Raw genomic sequence first — 14059 nt, 5'->3', positions numbered from 1 at the left:
AGCATCGGTAGTGTCGACGCCGTGGCTGCACACGGCTCCAGAGCCCAACTGGACAAGAAACCGCAGGACGTCGCGTCCATGTTCGACGGGGTCGCGAAGCGGTACGACATCACCAACACCGTCCTGTCCTTCGGGCAGGACCGGGGGTGGCGCCGCGCCACCCGCGCGGCCCTGGACCTGCGGCCGGGGGAGACCGTGCTGGACCTGGCGGCCGGGACGGGCGTCTCGACGGCCGAGCTGGGGCGCTCCGGTGCGTGGTGCGTGGCGGCCGACTTCTCGAAGGGCATGTTGACCGCCGGACTGTCGCGGAAGCTGCCCATGGTGGCCGGCGACGCCATGGCCCTGCCGTTCGCCGACGACGCCTTCGACGCCGCCACCATCTCGTTCGGGCTGCGCAACGTCGCCGACCACGAGGCGGGGTTGCGCGAGATCCGCCGCGTCGTCCGCCCGGGTGGTCGGCTGGTCGTGTGCGAGTTCTCCACGCCCGTGTTCCCGGCGTTCCGGACGCTGTACATGGAGTACCTCATGAAGGCACTCCCGGCGGTCGCCCGCGCGGTGAGCAGCAACCCCGATGCGTACGTCTACCTCGCGGAGTCGATCCGAGCCTGGCCGGACCAGGCCGAGCTCGCTCGGCGGCTCGAGAAAGCCGGATGGTCGGACGTCACGTGGCGGAACCTGACCGGCGGCATCGTGACGCTGCACCGGGCGGTGAATTCCTGACCGGCGAGCCGGTCAGCTGAACGGCGCCCGGGTGTCGAGTCGTCGGGACGCCGATCCCGCCGCGCGCCACGCGCGGGCCACCACGTCGTGGTCCTCCTCGGTGATCAGATTTCCCATCACCCGGACGGCGACGGTCATGATCGCCGACGAGCGCATCCCGATCGGGCCCGTCGCGGGCAGGAAACGGGGCAGCGTCAGCAGTCCGGCGAGTCGCCGGGCGACGGAGAAGCTGCGCCCGTAGTGCTCCCGCAGCACGGTGGGCCACACGTCGGTGAGGTCCGGCTCGTCGAGCAGGTCGGCGACGAGCCGCCCGCCCTCGAGTCCGTAGTCGATGCCTTCGCCGTTGAGCGGATTCACACAGGCGGCGGCGTCGCCGATCAGAGCCCAGTTGGGGCCCGCGACGGTGGAGACCGCGCCGCCCATCGGGAGCAGCGCCGACTGCACCCGCTGCGGACCGCCGGACAGTCCCCACTCCGATTCCCGTTGCGCGGCATACAGATTCAGCAGGGGACGCAACGCGCCACCGGCCGGTCGACGGTCCGTCGCCAACGTGCCGACACCCAGGTTGATCTCGCCCGTTCCCAACGGGAACACCCAGCCGTACCCCGCCTGCAGCACGCCGTCGGCGTCGCGCAGTTCGAGGTGCGAGGTGATCCACTCGTCGTCGCTCCGATCGCTGGCCACGTACGCGCGCGCGGCCACCCCGAACGCCGTGTCGCGATGCCACTGCCGACCGAGCAGCTTGCCCAGCGGCGAGCGCACGCCGTCGGCGACGACGAGGGTGCGGCACGCGATCCGCAGGTCTCCGTCGTCGGTGCGGAACGTCACCGCCGCCACCCGATCGCCCGAGCGCTCGACCCCGACCGCCTTGGCGCCCTCGACCATCCGGGCGCCGTCGTCCGTCGCCACCCGGCGAATGCGGTCGTCGAGTTCGGTGCGGGGCACCGCGCTGCCGACATCCGGGAGGGACCCGCCCGGCCACCGCAGTTCGTGTTCCTGTCCGAACCCCGTGAGTCGCAGTCCGACGTTGCGCGCCCGGCCGCGCACCCAGTCCCCGAGACCGAGCCGGTCGAGCTCGGCCACGGCGCGCGGGGTGAGGCCGTCGCCGCAGGTCTTGTCCCGCGGGAAGCGCGCCGCATCGGCCAGCACGACGTCGCGTCCCGCCCGCGCGGCCCACGCGGCGGCGGCGCTGCCGGCCGGTCCCGCACCCACCACCAGAACGTCCGCGGACAGCTCGTCGGGGGTCGTCATCGCGGACGTCACAGGCTCGGCGGGTTGCTCGGTCATGGTTCCATCTTCCAGACCCGCTAGGTTGGGGGTGGACGGCGCCGCGTCGGCGGCGGTCGGGACAGGACTTCGGCGACGGGAATGGGTGCGGGCACGGTGACCGACACGGGTGCGAGTACGGCGGAGACCACCGTGGTCGCGGGCGTCGATCTGGGGGACGCCGGCTTCGCGACGACGGTGCGCGAGGCGATGACTGCGGTGGAGAACCTGCTGGTCGAAGAACTGTCCGACGGCGAGGATTTCCTCACCGAGGCCGCCCTGCATCTCGCGAAGGCCGGTGGGAAGCGTTTCCGCCCGCTCTTCACGGTGCTGACCGGGCAGCTCGGTCCCGACCCGTCGAGTCCGGACATCGTGACCGCTGCCACGGTCCTCGAGATGGTTCATCTCGCGACGCTCTATCACGACGACGTCATGGACGAGGCCGGGATGCGCCGCGGCGTCGACAGCGCCAACGCGCGTTGGGGCAACAGCGTCGCGATCCTCGCGGGCGACTATCTCTTCGCCCACGCCTCGCGCCTGGTGTCCACTCTCGGCCCGCAGGCCGTGCGCGTGATCGCGGAGACGTTCGCCGCGCTGGTCACCGGGCAGATGCGGGAGACCATCGGACGCCGGGAGGACCAGGATCCCGTCGAGCACTACCTGCGGACGGTGTGGGAGAAGACCGGCTCGCTCATCGCGACCAGCGGTCGCTTCGGCGGTACGTTCTCCGGCGGAGACTCCGAGCACGTCGAGCGGCTCGAACGCCTCGGCGACGCCGTGGGCACCGCGTTCCAGATCGCCGACGACATCATCGACATCTCCTCCGCGTCGGCGGAATCGGGCAAGACGCCCGGCACCGACCTGCGCGAGGGCGTCCACACCCTGCCGGTGCTGTACGCGCTGCGCGAGGAGGGGCCGGCGGGCGACCGGCTGCGCCATCTGCTGCGCGGCCCGGTCACCGACGACGCCGAGGTCACCGAGGCGCTCGACCTGCTGTCGTCGTCGACCGGCATGACCCGTGCCCGCGAGACCCTCGCCGAGTACACCCGTCGTGCCTATGCCGAGCTCGACGCGCTGCCCGCCGGGCCGGCCAACGACGCGTTGCGTCATCTCGTCGAATACACCGTCGCCCGGACCGGGTGACCGCGCGCACCGGGTGGTGCGCACCGGGCGGGCCGTTCGGGAACCCGGCGAGTCCTTTCGCTCGTTGTCGTCGTGACATCGGCGAAAGGTGGTCGGCTCGAGATGAAGTTCGCGAACGGTATGAAGACGTTCGGCCTGATGGTCGGGATGTCGGCGCTCATCGTGTTCATCGGGTCGCTGTTCCAGAACTCGACCGTGCTGATCGTCGCGGTGCTCCTCGCCGTCGGCATGAACGGCTACGCCTACTTCAACAGCGACAAGCTGGCGCTGCGCTCGATGCACGCCCAGCCGATCACCGAGGTCGAATACCCGCAGATTCACGCGATGGTCCGTGAACTGGCCACGGCCGCTCACCAGCCGATGCCACGGCTCTACATCAGCCCCACCAATGCACCCAACGCCTTCGCGACGGGTCGGAACCCGCGCAACGCGGCGGTCTGCGTCACCAGCGGCATCCTCGGCCTGCTCGACCAGCGCGAACTGCGGGCCGTGCTCGGGCACGAGCTGAGCCACGTCTACAACCGCGACATCCTCATCTCCTCCGTCGCGGGGGCCATGGCGGCCGTCGTGTCCGGTCTGGCCAACTTCGCGTTCTTCGCGAACGTCTTCGGCGGACGCGGCAACGGGCAGGGTGCGAACCCGCTGGCGCTGCTGCTGGTGTCGATGCTCGGCCCGATCGCCGCGTCGCTGGTCAAGCTCGCCGTCTCCCGGTCGCGGGAGTTCCAGGCCGATCAGTCGGGCGCGGAACTCACCGGCGACCCGCTGGCGCTGGCGTCGGCCCTACGCAAGCTGCAGTACGGCACGCAGCAGGCGCCGCTCCCGCCGGAGCCGAAGCTCACCGCTCAGTCGCACCTGATGATCGCCAACCCGTTCCGCGTGGGGGACCGGGCGGGGAAGCTCTTCTCGACGCACCCGCCGATGGAGGAGCGGATCGCGCGGCTCGAGAGGATGGCGGGGCCGTACCGGTGAGTCGGTGGGTATCGGTAGCCATCGGGCGTTACCGGTAGTTGACGAACTGCAGGGCGATGCCGAAGTCCTCGCCCTTGAGCAGGGAGATGACGGCCTGCAGATCGTCGCGCTTCTTGCTCGACACCCGCAGTTCCTCGCCCTGTACCTGCGCCTTGACGCCCTTGGGTCCCTCGTCGCGGATCTTCTTGGAGATCTTCTTGGCGTTCTCGGTGGAGATGCCCTGCACGAGGGTGCCGGTGATCTTGTAGGTCTTGCCGGACTGCACGGGCTCCCCGGCGTCGAACGCCTTGAGCGAGATGTCGCGGCGGATCAGCTTCTCCTTGAACACCTCGAGCGCAGCCTTGACGCGCTCCTCCGCTTCGGCGGTGAGCACGATCGTCTCCTCGCCGGACCAGTCGATGGAGGCGCCGGTCCCGCGGAAGTCGTAGCGCGTGGACAGCTCCTTGCCCGCCTGGTTCAACGCGTTGTCGACTTCCTGGCGATCGACCTTGCTGACGACGTCGAACGACGAATCGGCCATGAGTGCTCTCCCTCTTCCGCGCGCTGATCGGTGTGATCGCGACCGGTGCCCGGTGGTGTGGTCGCGACCGTGCTCGACCGTATCCGACGGCCGGGTGGGCAGGCGGTTTGGCATTCGGGGGTGCCGTCGTTGTAGTCTCGTCGTCGCACCGAGAGCGGGTCACCGTGCTCGGATCGCACCCGGCAGATTGCCCGAGCGGCCAATGGGAGCGGACTGTAAATCCGTCGGCTTATGCCTACGTAGGTTCGAATCCTACATCTGCCACCCCGGCCCGACCCCGGCGAGCATCGCTCGTCGGGGTCGAGTCGTCTGTGTGCCGGGTCGAGCACCCGATCGGTGCTCGATCACGGCCTGGACCGGCCCGGACCGGCCCCGACCTGCCGATTTGGCGAGTCGATCCGGCCTTGTGTACTGTCTGTCGAGGCTTCGACGCATGCGTGAGCGTGCGCCGGACCTGCCCCCTTAGCTCAGTCGGTAGAGCGTTTCCATGGTAAGGAAAAGGTCAACGGTTCGATTCCGTTAGGGGGCTCGCGGGACCGTGCGCCGGCCGGCGTCCGGCACCGAGGCGGTGTAGCTCAGTCGGTAGAGCAAACGACTCATAATCGTTGTGTCGCCGGTTCAAGTCCGGCCATCGCTACTCGACTCGAAGGACTTCGCGGCCGCTGCGCAGCGAGGTCCGATCCGTGACCGACGCAGCGCCCGTATCGCGCTCTACCCGAAAGCAGGCATCGACGTGGCCTCCTCCACCGACGTTCGGCCCAAGATCACCTTGGCGTGCGAGGTGTGCAAGCACCGGAACTACATCACCAAGAAGAACCGGCGCAACGATCCCGATCGCCTCGAGATCAAGAAGTTCTGCCCCAACTGCGGAACCCACCAGTCGCACCGCGAATCTCGCTGATCTTCGTCTGCCGGCGCTGTCCTTGCCTTCCGGGGTAGGGGCAGCGCTGTCGTGCGTGGAGCCACCAGTCCATCCGGGGGGAACTTCGACATGACCGACACCACCGCAGCCTCGACTGCCGTCGTCGATCCGGCGGCCCACACCGCGTCGATGGTGGGGCACCACTACCGCATGCCCGATCACTACGAGATCGGTCGCGAGAAGGTGCGCGAGTACTCCCGCGCCGTGCAGAACCTGCACCCCGCGCACCTCTCCGAGGACGCCGCGGCGCAGCTGGGATACGACCATCTCGTCGCGCCCGCCACGTTCATCTCCGTGATCGGCATCATCGCGCAGAAGGCCATGTTCGACGAGGTCATCACCGGGTACGACCTCTCCCAGATCATGCAGGCCGATCAGCGGCTCGAGTTCCACCGTCCGATCGTGGCCGGGGACCGGCTGACCGTCGACGTGTACCTGGAGTCGTTCCGTCAGATGGGCGGCAGCGACATCATCGTGACCAAGAACATCGTGACCGACGCCGACGATCGGGACGTCATGACGACCGTCACGACGCTGGTCGCGAAGACCGGCGGCGGTGCCGACACCGAGGCGCTGGCCATGGCGAAGGGTGTGATGCGCAGTGAGTAGCGATTCGACCGGATCGATCGACGCCGTGGCGCCGCGGATCGGCCTCCGCGCGTTCGAGGACGTGGCGGTCGGCGACGACCTCCCGGAGCGGACGTACGAGCTGACGCGCGGCGACCTGGTCAACTACTCCGGGGTGTCCGGCGACCCGAACCCGATCCACTGGTCCGACCCGGTGGCGCGGTCGCTCGCCGGCCTGCCCGAGGTGGTCGCACACGGCATGCTGACCATGGGCCTCGGCGCGGGATTCGTCACCGACTGGTCCGGTGACCCGGGTGCCATCACCGAGTACAACGTGCGCTTCACCTCGCCGGTCCTCGTCAAGGAGACCGAACCGGCCAAGGTCGACTTCACCGGACGGATCAAGTCCATGGACGAGGAGACCCGCACGGCCGTCGTCGCCATCACGGCGAAGTTCGAGGGCAAGAAGATCTTCGGGCGGGCCACGGCCACCGTCCGTCTCGGCTAGGGACGATTTCGTTCCCCGTTCCACGGTGCAGTACACTCGTGCTTCGGGGTCGTGCGGCGCTGTGCGCTGTCCGTCTCCGGCTGCGATCGCCACGGGCGATCGAAGGGGCGTAGCTCAATTGGTAGAGCAACGGTCTCCAAAACCGTAGGTTGCAGGTTCAAGTCCTGTCGCCCCTGCCACGACCGGCCGGTCTTCTCCGAGGTAGTCGACTCGGGTTCTCGATTCGGCGGGTCGGCCACCGTCGTCGCCCGTGCGGGCGCCGCGGACCCAGACGCGACCGAGAGGAACCACGTGAGCGATCAGCGCGAGCCGCGCGACGACGCCGCCACCGACGGGTCGACCGACCTGCCCGGCGGCGACGCGGACGCCGGCACCGCGGGATCCTCGGCATCCTCGGCATCGGCGCGGCCCACCGGCAAGCGTGCCGCGCGTCGCACTCGGGATTCCGACTCCGCCGACGGGACGGCCGGTTCGGGGAAGACGACCGCGGGCAAGTCCGTCGCCACCGCGTCGCAGGTTCCCGGCCGTCAGCGTGCGGAGGCGGCGCCGAAGCAGAACATCTTCGCGCGACTGCGGAGGTTCCTCCGCGAGGTCGTCGCCGAGCTGCGCAAGGTCATCTGGCCGAACCGCAAGCAGATGGTCACCTACACCGCCGTGGTGTTGGTGTTCGTGACGTTCATGGTGGCCTACATCAGTGGGCTGGACCTGGCGTTCATCCGAGGGGTCCAGTGGCTGTTCGGCTGACGCCGATCACCGCCGCACCCCGACACGACAGAACGAATACAGGAAGCGAGTGCCTTTCGTGAGCACGCCCCACAACGACGCCACCGACGTGGCCGCCTACGACGCTCAGGTCGAGGCCACCGAGCAGGGCCTCGAAGCGGAGCAGGCCGCGCAGGACCGCGCGACCGACGAGGCCATCGCGGCCGACGTGGCCGCTGCCACCGGCGAGGACGAGAACGCCGCCGGCGAGACCGCCGGTGACGAGACCGCCGATGACGAGGCCCCCGCCGCGGACATCGACACCGAGCCCGTCGACCCGGTCGCCGAGTTCAAGGCGGCGCTGCGCCGTGCCCCCGGCGACTGGTACGTCATCCACTCCTACGCGGGCTACGAGAACAAGGTGAAGGCCAACCTCGAGACCCGCGTCCAGAACCTCGACGTCGGCGACTACATCTTCCAGGTGGAAGTCCCCACCGAAGAGGTCACCGAGATCAAGAACGGCCAGCGCAAGCAGGTCAACCGCAAGGTGCTGCCGGGCTACATCCTGGTGCGCATGGAGCTCAACGACGAGTCGTGGGGCGCCGTGCGCAACACGCCCGGTGTCACCGGCTTCGTCGGCGCGACCTCGCGCCCGTCGCCGCTGACGATCAACGAGGTCGTCAAGTTCCTCATGCCGCAGGAGGACAAGAAGAAGGCCTCCGCAGCGCCGGCCGCCGGTGGCGACACCGCGGGCGAGACCTCGGCCAAGCCGATCATCGAGGTCGACTTCGAGGTCGGCGAGTCGGTCACCGTCATGGACGGCCCGTTCGCGACGCTGCCCGCCTCGATCAGCGAGGTCAACGCCGAGCAGCAGAAGCTCAAGGTGCTGGTGTCGATCTTCGGTCGCGAGACGCCCGTGGAGCTCGGCTTCACGCAGGTCGCGAAGATCTAGCTCGCCCCACCCCCCCATTACTTGCAGGCAGTACCGCAAGACATCCGAGAACCACGCAACAACTAGGAATTACAGATGCCCCCCAAGAAGAAGAAGCTGGCCGGGATCATCAAGCTCCAGATCCAGGCCGGCCAGGCCAACCCGGCGCCGCCCGTGGGCCCCGCCCTCGGTCAGCACGGCGTCAACATCATGGAGTTCTGCAAGGCGTACAACGCGGCGACCGAGTCGCAGCGTGGCAACGTCGTGCCGGTGGAGATCTCGGTCTACGAGGACCGGACCTTCGACTTCAAGCTGAAGACCCCGCCTGCCGCCAAGCTGCTGCTCAAGGCAGCCGGCGTCGCCAAGGGTTCGGGCGAGCCGCACAAGACCAAGGTCGCCACGGTGACCATGGATCAGGTGCGCGAGATCGCCAAGACCAAGCAGGAAGACCTCAACGCCAACGACATCGATCAGGCCGCGAAGATCATCGCCGGCACTGCTCGCTCGATGGGCATCACGGTCCAGGGCTAGTCACCCCCAGCACGTCCCGTGGGAGAGCCGGCCAGGCTCGTCACCACACTCCGAACGAACGAACGGATTCACCATGGCAAAGCGCAGCAAGGCCTACGAGGCCGCCGCAGCGAAGATCGATTCCGACCAGCTCTACTCGCCCCTCGCGGCGGCGAAGCTGGCCAAGGACACCGCGTCGAGCAAGTTCGACGCCACCGTCGAGGTCGCCGTGCGCCTCGGTGTCGACCCCCGCAAGGCGGACCAGATGGTTCGCGGCACGGTCAACCTGCCCCACGGCACCGGTAAGACCGCCCGCGTCATCGTGTTCGCGGCCGGCGCGAAGGCCGACGAGGCCGCCGCAGCCGGAGCCGACGAGGTCGGAGCCGAGGACCTGATCGAGCGCATCCAGGGCGGATGGCTCGAGTTCGACGCCGCGATCGCCACCCCCGATCAGATGGCCAAGGTCGGCCGCATCGCCCGCGTTCTCGGACCGCGTGGCCTGATGCCGAACCCGAAGACGGGCACCGTCACCACCGACGTGACCAAGGCCGTCAACGACATCAAGGGCGGCAAGATCAACTTCCGCGTCGACAAGCAGGCCAACCTGCACTTCGTCATCGGCAAGGCCTCGTTCGACGATGCCAAGCTGGTGGAGAACTACGGCGCGGCGCTCGACGAGATCCTGCGTGCGAAGCCGTCGTCGGCCAAGGGCCGGTACGTCAAGAAGGTCACGGTCTCGACCACCACCGGACCGGGCATCCCGGTGGATCCGAACCGGACCCGCAACCTCCTCGAGGACGACGCGACCGCCTGATCAGCGTGGACACGACGAAGGCCGGCACCCCGTGTGGGTGCCGGCCTTCGTCGTGTTCGGGGTGCGCGGGAGTCGGCCCGTACCTGCGCCAGTGCGCAGAAGTCCGACGACTCGGCGGGATCCCGGCGTTCGGCGCGACCCGTGTGCACCGAGGCAGGTGCCGGGGCCGTCAGGCGCGCGCGATCACGTCGGTGATGGCGCCGATGACCTCGTCGAGCAGCTCGTTGGGGATGTCGTGGCCCATGCCGTCGAGCAGGGTGAGCCGGGCGCCGGGGATCGCCTTGGCCACGGCCTTGCCGCACATCGGCGGGACCAGCGGGTCGGCGGTGCCGTGGATCACGGCGGTCGGGGCGGTGATGCGGCGGGTGTACCGCAGCAGGCTGCCGGTGCCGGTGATGGCCGCGAACTGCCGGACGATGCCGGCGGGGTGGTAGCTGCGGTCGTAGGCGGCGGTGGCGTCGGCGATCCGCTCCTCCCACGTGGTGGCGTACTGCTTGCCGCCGATCGTCTGGAACGTCGTCGCCTGGTGCTCGACGATCTGCTCGCGGGTGGCGTTCTTCGGCGGCGGCTTCAGCAGCGGCGCGAGCGCGCGCAGGTCCGGCGGACGCAGGAACGGCTGGTTGGTGCTGGAGAAGATGATGGTGACGCTCTCGAACCGCTCGGGATGCGCACCGGCGGCGACCTGCGTGATCATGCCGCCCATCGAGGCGCCGACGATGTGCGCGCGGTCGAGCCCCAGGTGATCCATGAGCCCGATCGTGTCGTCGGCCATGTCGACGATCGTGTACGGCACCGAGCTCGGCTGTCCCAATTCGTGGCGCACGAGGCGCAGCAGCACGTTGCCGGTCACCCGCGCGCCGGTCATCTTCGTCGACAGGCCGATGTCGCGGTTGTCGAACCGGATGACGCGGTGGCCGGCGTCGAGCAGACGGCGGCAGAACGGCATCGACCACGTCAGCAGCTGACACCCGAGGCCCATCACGAGCAGGACCGGCGGCGCGTCCACATCACCCATGTCCTCGTAGGCGATCTCGACGCCCCGACCGACGGGCGCGGTGCCCCGCCGGATCTCGAGGTCGGAGTCGGCCTCCCGTGCGTCTCGGTCGGGCTGTCCCGTGCGTGCCTCGTGCATGTGTCCTCCTACCAGCCGGGCTCACCGAGCACCGGCAGCGTGACGAAACTGGGGTTCGCCGGATCGACGACGACGTCCTGGGCGCGCCAGCGGGTCCGCAGGCGGTCCGGCAGGATCGGGACGTACCGCGGCGCGTCGGCGGCGAACAGATCGATCCGGAGGCGGTGACCGGGGTGCAGGACCGCCTCGGTCGAGAGTAGTTCGATGTCGAGCACGGTGACCTCGCCGGGAACCACGGGCAGCAGCGACTCGCGCGTCAGCGGGTGGTGTGCGACGAGGTAGTCGCCGTCGTCGGTCCGCACGCTCTTGTCGTCGTCGATCGCCCGCCGGGTCGCGAGGAGCGCACCGTTGGTGAGCACCGTCGACCGCCCGTCGGGGTCGACGTCGCACACCATCACCGCCCAGAACGCCTCGCGCGCGAACGCGACCGTGGTGACGTGCAGGTTCGCCGGCCCGGACAGCACCACCGAGGCCCCGCAGGGCGGGGTGGTGAACGTGAGCGCGTCGCGCTCGGCGAACCGGTTGTCGTAGGTGAAGCCGCCGCCGAACACCGCGGGCACGCCGGCGAGCACCTGCGTCGTGTCGCGGGAGATCGTGGCCCGCCATCCGGGTGCCACCCGCAGCGACGCGGAGCGGAACGGGGGCTCGGAGGTCAGCGACCCGTCGGTGCGGGCGTGTCCGGCGGTGCCCGACGCGTCGGCGGTCAGATACAGCCGACGCGGGACGGCCTTGGGCGCGGGGAAGCGGCCGTGGGCCTCCCACCCGCCACCCTGCTGCCGGAGGGTGACGGGACCGTAGCGGTCGATGCCGTTGTCGATGCCGCGCAGCCACCGGTCGAACCAGGCGCGTTCGAGCACGTCGAGACGCGGCGGGAAGCCGGGCTCGCCGAAGCCGATGCCGGGATTGCCGTGATACCCGTCCCCGACGAGGAGCTGCTTGCGACCGCGCTCGAGGGTGAGTCGGTTGTACATGTCCGGCGCCGCCCCACCGAAGATGTCGTGCCAACAGCCGTAGAGGAACGTCGGGACGTCGATCGATTCGATGGTGGGGTCGATGGTGTCGAAGCTGGGGTCGTCGTAGATCCGCGGGTCCGACCCGGTGAGAAAGCCGCGCACGAGGTTCCCGACGTTCGTGGCGGGGCTGCGCAGTCGATCGACCAGCCAGCGGGGAATCCCGGTGCCGAGGTGCGGGGTGGGGGCCCACTTGAGGGCGTTCACCGTGGCCAGCCAGAGGGGGATGAACACCGACGGTGCCCCGCCCGTCGCGAAGATCTCCCGGACGATGTCCTCGGAGCCCTCCACCGCGAACACCGCGTCGGGTCCGTCCTGCGCACCCGCCGCCTGCAGGGAGTTGATGGCGGAGTAGGAGATGCCGGCCATGCCCACGTGCCCGTCGCACCAGTCCTGCTCGCGAACCCAGCGCAGCACGTCGAGGGTGTCGAGCTGCTCGCGCGGCCCCAGGGTGTCCCATACGCCGGCGGACTGGCCGGTTCCACGGGCGTCGACGATGACCTGCACGTATCCGCTGCGCACCAGATGGCGGTTGATCGTCAGGAGGTCGGCGGCCCCGCCGGCGATCACCCGCGTGATCTCGGTGACGCCCTCGAGCGGGGTGCCGGAGAAGTCGATCGACGCGGAGACCGACCGAAGGGTCCGACCCAACACGGGGGCCTCGAGCAGCCGGTCGATCAGATCGAGCAGGAGCGAGTTGTACGGCGTGACGTTGAGGACGACGGGGAAGCGGTACGACGCGCGACGGCCGTCGTCGCCCGCGGGGGAGATCACCACGGCACGGAGCACGGTTCCGTCGCTCACCGGGATCGGCACGGCGCGGCGGATGTGCACGTCGGGGAACTCGGGGGTGGACTCGACCAGGTCGGCCCAGGCGCGACCGTCCTCGCCGCCGGTCGGGTCCCGCCGGGGACGGCCGAGCGCGCCGGGACGCACCAGCGGGTGCGCGGCGGCGGTCGTGCGTTCGGCGGCGGTCATGATGGACGAGTCAACCTCGAGGGCGGTGCGCACGTCGTCGCAACGCGCGAACGTCGTCGCCGCGGACAGCACGACGACGCCGTTCGTGGGCATGTGCCACGAACGGCGCGGTCGTCGGTGGTGTCGATCGGGGTGGGCCGGTCTACTTGCCGCCCTCGGGCGTGCCCTCGCTGTCGCTGAAGAAGGCCCACTCGCCGTCGTGCTCGACCTCGAGGCGCCAGCCGAGCTCGGCGTCGTCGGACTTGCTCTCCTTGAACCAGCTGTGGGCGTCGGTCGAGTCGGCGATCTCCTTGGTGGCGACGACGGAACCGGTCGGGTCGAGTACGCGATAGTTGGCCATGGTGGGTTCTGTTCCCGAACCGGGGGCTCGGTAACCGTTTTGCTTTCTCGGCGCGCCACCGCCTACACTCGACCGGTCTGCGCAAGCAGCCACATGCTTCACCCGTTCCACCCAAGACCGTTGGTCGTCGCGCCCGCACCGGGCGTGATCGAAGGTCCGACCCCTCGCGAGTCGGCGGCCCACGCAGGAGGATCGAGGCCCGAGCAGCGTGTCGATCTCCTCAGAGAGGTCGTTCGCTCACCGTCGTGCGCCCCGAACGCTTCTGCGTCCGGGGCGTTTCTCGTCTCCGGGCCGGCTTCGCCTCTCGCCGAGGGATCGACACGAGAGCGAAAGAGAGGAGGCGAAGTATGGCGAAAGCAGAGAAGGTCACCGCGGTGTCGGAGATCTCCGAGCAGTTCAAGGGCGCGACGGCGGCCGTGGTCACGGAATACCGTGGTCTGTCGGTCACTCGTCTGACCGAACTGCGTCGGGCGCTCGGTGCCGGGGCCACGTACTCCGTCGCCAAGAACACCCTGGTCAAGCGGGCCGCTGCGGATGCGGGCATCGAAGGTCTCGACGATCTGTTCGTCGGACCGACGGCGATCGCGTTCATCGAGGGCGAGCCCGTCGACGCCGCCAAGGCGATCAAGCAGTTCGCCAAGGACAACAAGGCGCTCGTGATCAAGGGCGGCTACATGGACGGCCGTGCGCTGTCCGTGGACGAGGTCAACCGCATCGCGGACCTCGAGTCGCGTGAGGTTCTGCTGGCCAAGCTGGCCGGCGCGATGAAGGGCAACCTGTCGAAGGCTGCCGGACTGTTCAACGCTCCCGCCTCGCAGGTCGCGCGTCTCGCGGCTGCGCTGCAGGAGAAGAGGGCCGCAGAGGAAGGCGCCCCGGCAGCCACTGCCGCGGAGCCGGAAGCCGCAGCCGCCGAGTAGCTGATCCGCAAGGACTGCAGCACCCCCTGTGCGGGTTCGCCCGCACGCCACCACCCTGTCCCCGGATCGGCGACAGCAACTTCCCGTCGCTCACGGCGGCGGGCATCACG

At 69.4% G+C, this 14059-nt stretch carries 16 protein-coding genes and 4 tRNA genes; 15 read left to right on the top strand and 5 right to left on the bottom strand.

What is annotated here, in order from left to right:
* Positions 1 to 21 precede the first annotated feature (21 nt).
* Positions 22 to 720, top strand: a complete 699-nt coding sequence (locus tag RC2_RS07210; protein ID WP_281250853.1) for a demethylmenaquinone methyltransferase — start codon at positions 22 to 24, stop codon at positions 718 to 720.
* A 12-nt stretch (positions 721 to 732) separates the two neighbouring features.
* Here the strand turns inward: RC2_RS07210 and RC2_RS07205 are convergent, their stop codons facing one another.
* Positions 733 to 1971, bottom strand: coding sequence for a geranylgeranyl reductase family protein (locus RC2_RS07205; protein WP_068146119.1), 1239 nt, complete (start codon positions 1969 to 1971; stop codon positions 733 to 735).
* Between the two features lie 117 nt (positions 1972 to 2088).
* Here RC2_RS07205 and RC2_RS07200 point away from each other — a divergent pair, with 117 nt between their 5' ends.
* Both RC2_RS07200 and htpX read left to right on the top strand, forming a co-directional pair.
* Positions 2089 to 3129 (top strand): polyprenyl synthetase family protein, encoded by a 1041-nt coding sequence (locus RC2_RS07200; RefSeq protein ID WP_068146005.1) that lies wholly within the window; start codon positions 2089 to 2091, stop codon positions 3127 to 3129.
* 102 nt (positions 3130 to 3231) lie between these two features.
* A complete protein-coding gene (htpX, locus tag RC2_RS07195; RefSeq protein ID WP_068146008.1) occupies positions 3232 to 4098 on the top strand; it encodes a zinc metalloprotease HtpX in 867 nt (288 codons plus the stop codon).
* 28 nt (positions 4099 to 4126) lie between these two features.
* Here the strand turns inward: htpX and RC2_RS07190 are convergent, their stop codons facing one another.
* Positions 4127 to 4618, bottom strand: coding sequence for a YajQ family cyclic di-GMP-binding protein (locus tag RC2_RS07190; protein WP_068146011.1), 492 nt, complete (start codon positions 4616 to 4618; stop codon positions 4127 to 4129).
* Positions 4619 to 4799: 181 nt separating this feature from the next.
* On the opposite strand from RC2_RS07190, the gene RC2_RS07185 reads away from it, so the two are divergent.
* From RC2_RS07185 to rplA, 11 genes are all read left to right on the top strand, one after another.
* A tRNA-Tyr gene (locus RC2_RS07185) sits at positions 4800 to 4882 on the top strand.
* Positions 4883 to 5074: 192 nt separating this feature from the next.
* A tRNA-Thr gene (locus tag RC2_RS07180) sits at positions 5075 to 5147 on the top strand.
* Positions 5148 to 5182: 35 nt separating this feature from the next.
* Positions 5183 to 5255, top strand: a tRNA-Met gene (locus RC2_RS07175).
* 96 nt (positions 5256 to 5351) lie between these two features.
* Positions 5352 to 5519: a 50S ribosomal protein L33 gene (gene rpmG, locus RC2_RS07170; RefSeq protein ID WP_068146014.1), complete on the top strand. Its 168-nt coding sequence runs from the start codon at positions 5352 to 5354 to the stop codon at positions 5517 to 5519.
* Between the two features lie 90 nt (positions 5520 to 5609).
* Positions 5610 to 6149: a (3R)-hydroxyacyl-ACP dehydratase subunit HadA gene (gene hadA / locus RC2_RS07165; protein WP_068146018.1), complete on the top strand. Its 540-nt coding sequence runs from the start codon at positions 5610 to 5612 to the stop codon at positions 6147 to 6149.
* A gap of 37 nt (positions 6150 to 6186) precedes the next feature.
* A complete protein-coding gene (gene hadB, locus RC2_RS07160; RefSeq protein ID WP_068146121.1) occupies positions 6187 to 6615 on the top strand; it encodes a (3R)-hydroxyacyl-ACP dehydratase subunit HadB in 429 nt (142 codons plus the stop codon).
* A 103-nt stretch (positions 6616 to 6718) separates the two neighbouring features.
* Positions 6719 to 6794, top strand: a tRNA-Trp gene (locus RC2_RS07155).
* A gap of 112 nt (positions 6795 to 6906) precedes the next feature.
* Positions 6907 to 7359, top strand: coding sequence for a preprotein translocase subunit SecE (gene secE, locus RC2_RS07150; protein ID WP_068146020.1), 453 nt, complete (start codon positions 6907 to 6909; stop codon positions 7357 to 7359).
* Between the two features lie 58 nt (positions 7360 to 7417).
* Complete coding sequence (nusG, locus tag RC2_RS07145; RefSeq protein WP_068146022.1) at positions 7418 to 8269, top strand: transcription termination/antitermination protein NusG; 852 nt, start codon at positions 7418 to 7420, stop codon at positions 8267 to 8269.
* Positions 8270 to 8344: 75 nt separating this feature from the next.
* The gene (gene rplK / locus RC2_RS07140) at positions 8345 to 8779 is read left to right on the top strand and encodes a 50S ribosomal protein L11 (protein ID WP_068146024.1); all 435 of its coding nucleotides are present in this window, start codon (positions 8345 to 8347) and stop codon (positions 8777 to 8779) included.
* 73 nt (positions 8780 to 8852) lie between these two features.
* Positions 8853 to 9572 (top strand): 50S ribosomal protein L1, encoded by a 720-nt coding sequence (gene rplA, locus RC2_RS07135; RefSeq protein ID WP_068146027.1) that lies wholly within the window; start codon positions 8853 to 8855, stop codon positions 9570 to 9572.
* 169 nt (positions 9573 to 9741) lie between these two features.
* Here the strand turns inward: rplA and RC2_RS07130 are convergent, their stop codons facing one another.
* From RC2_RS07130 to RC2_RS07120, 3 genes are read right to left on the bottom strand one after another with little or no spacing between them, the layout of a single operon-like run.
* Positions 9742 to 10704, bottom strand: a complete 963-nt coding sequence (locus tag RC2_RS07130; protein WP_068146030.1) for an alpha/beta fold hydrolase — start codon at positions 10702 to 10704, stop codon at positions 9742 to 9744.
* A gap of 8 nt (positions 10705 to 10712) precedes the next feature.
* A complete protein-coding gene (locus RC2_RS07125) occupies positions 10713 to 12785 on the bottom strand; it encodes a CocE/NonD family hydrolase (protein ID WP_245811012.1) in 2073 nt (690 codons plus the stop codon).
* 49 nt (positions 12786 to 12834) lie between these two features.
* Positions 12835 to 13032: a hypothetical protein gene (locus tag RC2_RS07120; protein WP_068146033.1), complete on the bottom strand. Its 198-nt coding sequence runs from the start codon at positions 13030 to 13032 to the stop codon at positions 12835 to 12837.
* A gap of 347 nt (positions 13033 to 13379) precedes the next feature.
* Here RC2_RS07120 and rplJ point away from each other — a divergent pair, with 347 nt between their 5' ends.
* Positions 13380 to 13949, top strand: coding sequence for a 50S ribosomal protein L10 (gene rplJ, locus RC2_RS07115; RefSeq protein ID WP_068146035.1), 570 nt, complete (start codon positions 13380 to 13382; stop codon positions 13947 to 13949).
* Positions 13950 to 14059 lie beyond the last annotated feature (110 nt).

It is taken from the genome of Rhodococcoides corynebacterioides NBRC 14404 (genome assembly GCF_001894765.1).
Classification (GTDB): Bacteria; Actinomycetota; Actinomycetes; order Mycobacteriales; family Mycobacteriaceae; genus Rhodococcoides; species Rhodococcoides corynebacterioides.
This window is presented reverse-complemented; position numbering and strand designations above follow the sequence as displayed.

What these genes read in the sequence shown, in the direction of transcription:
- RC2_RS07120 (WP_068146033.1), bottom strand. Translation starts at nt 13,032, where the DNA reads ATGGCCAACTATCGCGTACTCGACCCGACCGGTTCCGTCGTCGCCACC.
- RC2_RS07190 (WP_068146011.1), bottom strand. Translation starts at nt 4,618, where the DNA reads ATGGCCGATTCGTCGTTCGACGTCGTCAGCAAGGTCGATCGCCAGGAA.
- rplJ (WP_068146035.1), top strand. Translation starts at nt 13,380, where the DNA reads ATGGCGAAAGCAGAGAAGGTCACCGCGGTGTCGGAGATCTCCGAGCAG.
- RC2_RS07130 (WP_068146030.1), bottom strand. Translation starts at nt 10,704, where the DNA reads ATGCACGAGGCACGCACGGGACAGCCCGACCGAGACGCACGGGAGGCC.
- RC2_RS07125 (WP_245811012.1), bottom strand. Translation starts at nt 12,785, where the DNA reads ATGCCCACGAACGGCGTCGTCGTGCTGTCCGCGGCGACGACGTTCGCG.
- RC2_RS07200 (WP_068146005.1), top strand. Translation starts at nt 2,089, where the DNA reads ATGGGTGCGGGCACGGTGACCGACACGGGTGCGAGTACGGCGGAGACC.
- htpX (WP_068146008.1), top strand. Translation starts at nt 3,232, where the DNA reads ATGAAGTTCGCGAACGGTATGAAGACGTTCGGCCTGATGGTCGGGATG.
- hadA (WP_068146018.1), top strand. Translation starts at nt 5,610, where the DNA reads ATGACCGACACCACCGCAGCCTCGACTGCCGTCGTCGATCCGGCGGCC.
- rplA (WP_068146027.1), top strand. Translation starts at nt 8,853, where the DNA reads ATGGCAAAGCGCAGCAAGGCCTACGAGGCCGCCGCAGCGAAGATCGAT.
- rplK (WP_068146024.1), top strand. Translation starts at nt 8,345, where the DNA reads ATGCCCCCCAAGAAGAAGAAGCTGGCCGGGATCATCAAGCTCCAGATC.
- RC2_RS07205 (WP_068146119.1), bottom strand. Translation starts at nt 1,971, where the DNA reads ATGACGACCCCCGACGAGCTGTCCGCGGACGTTCTGGTGGTGGGTGCG.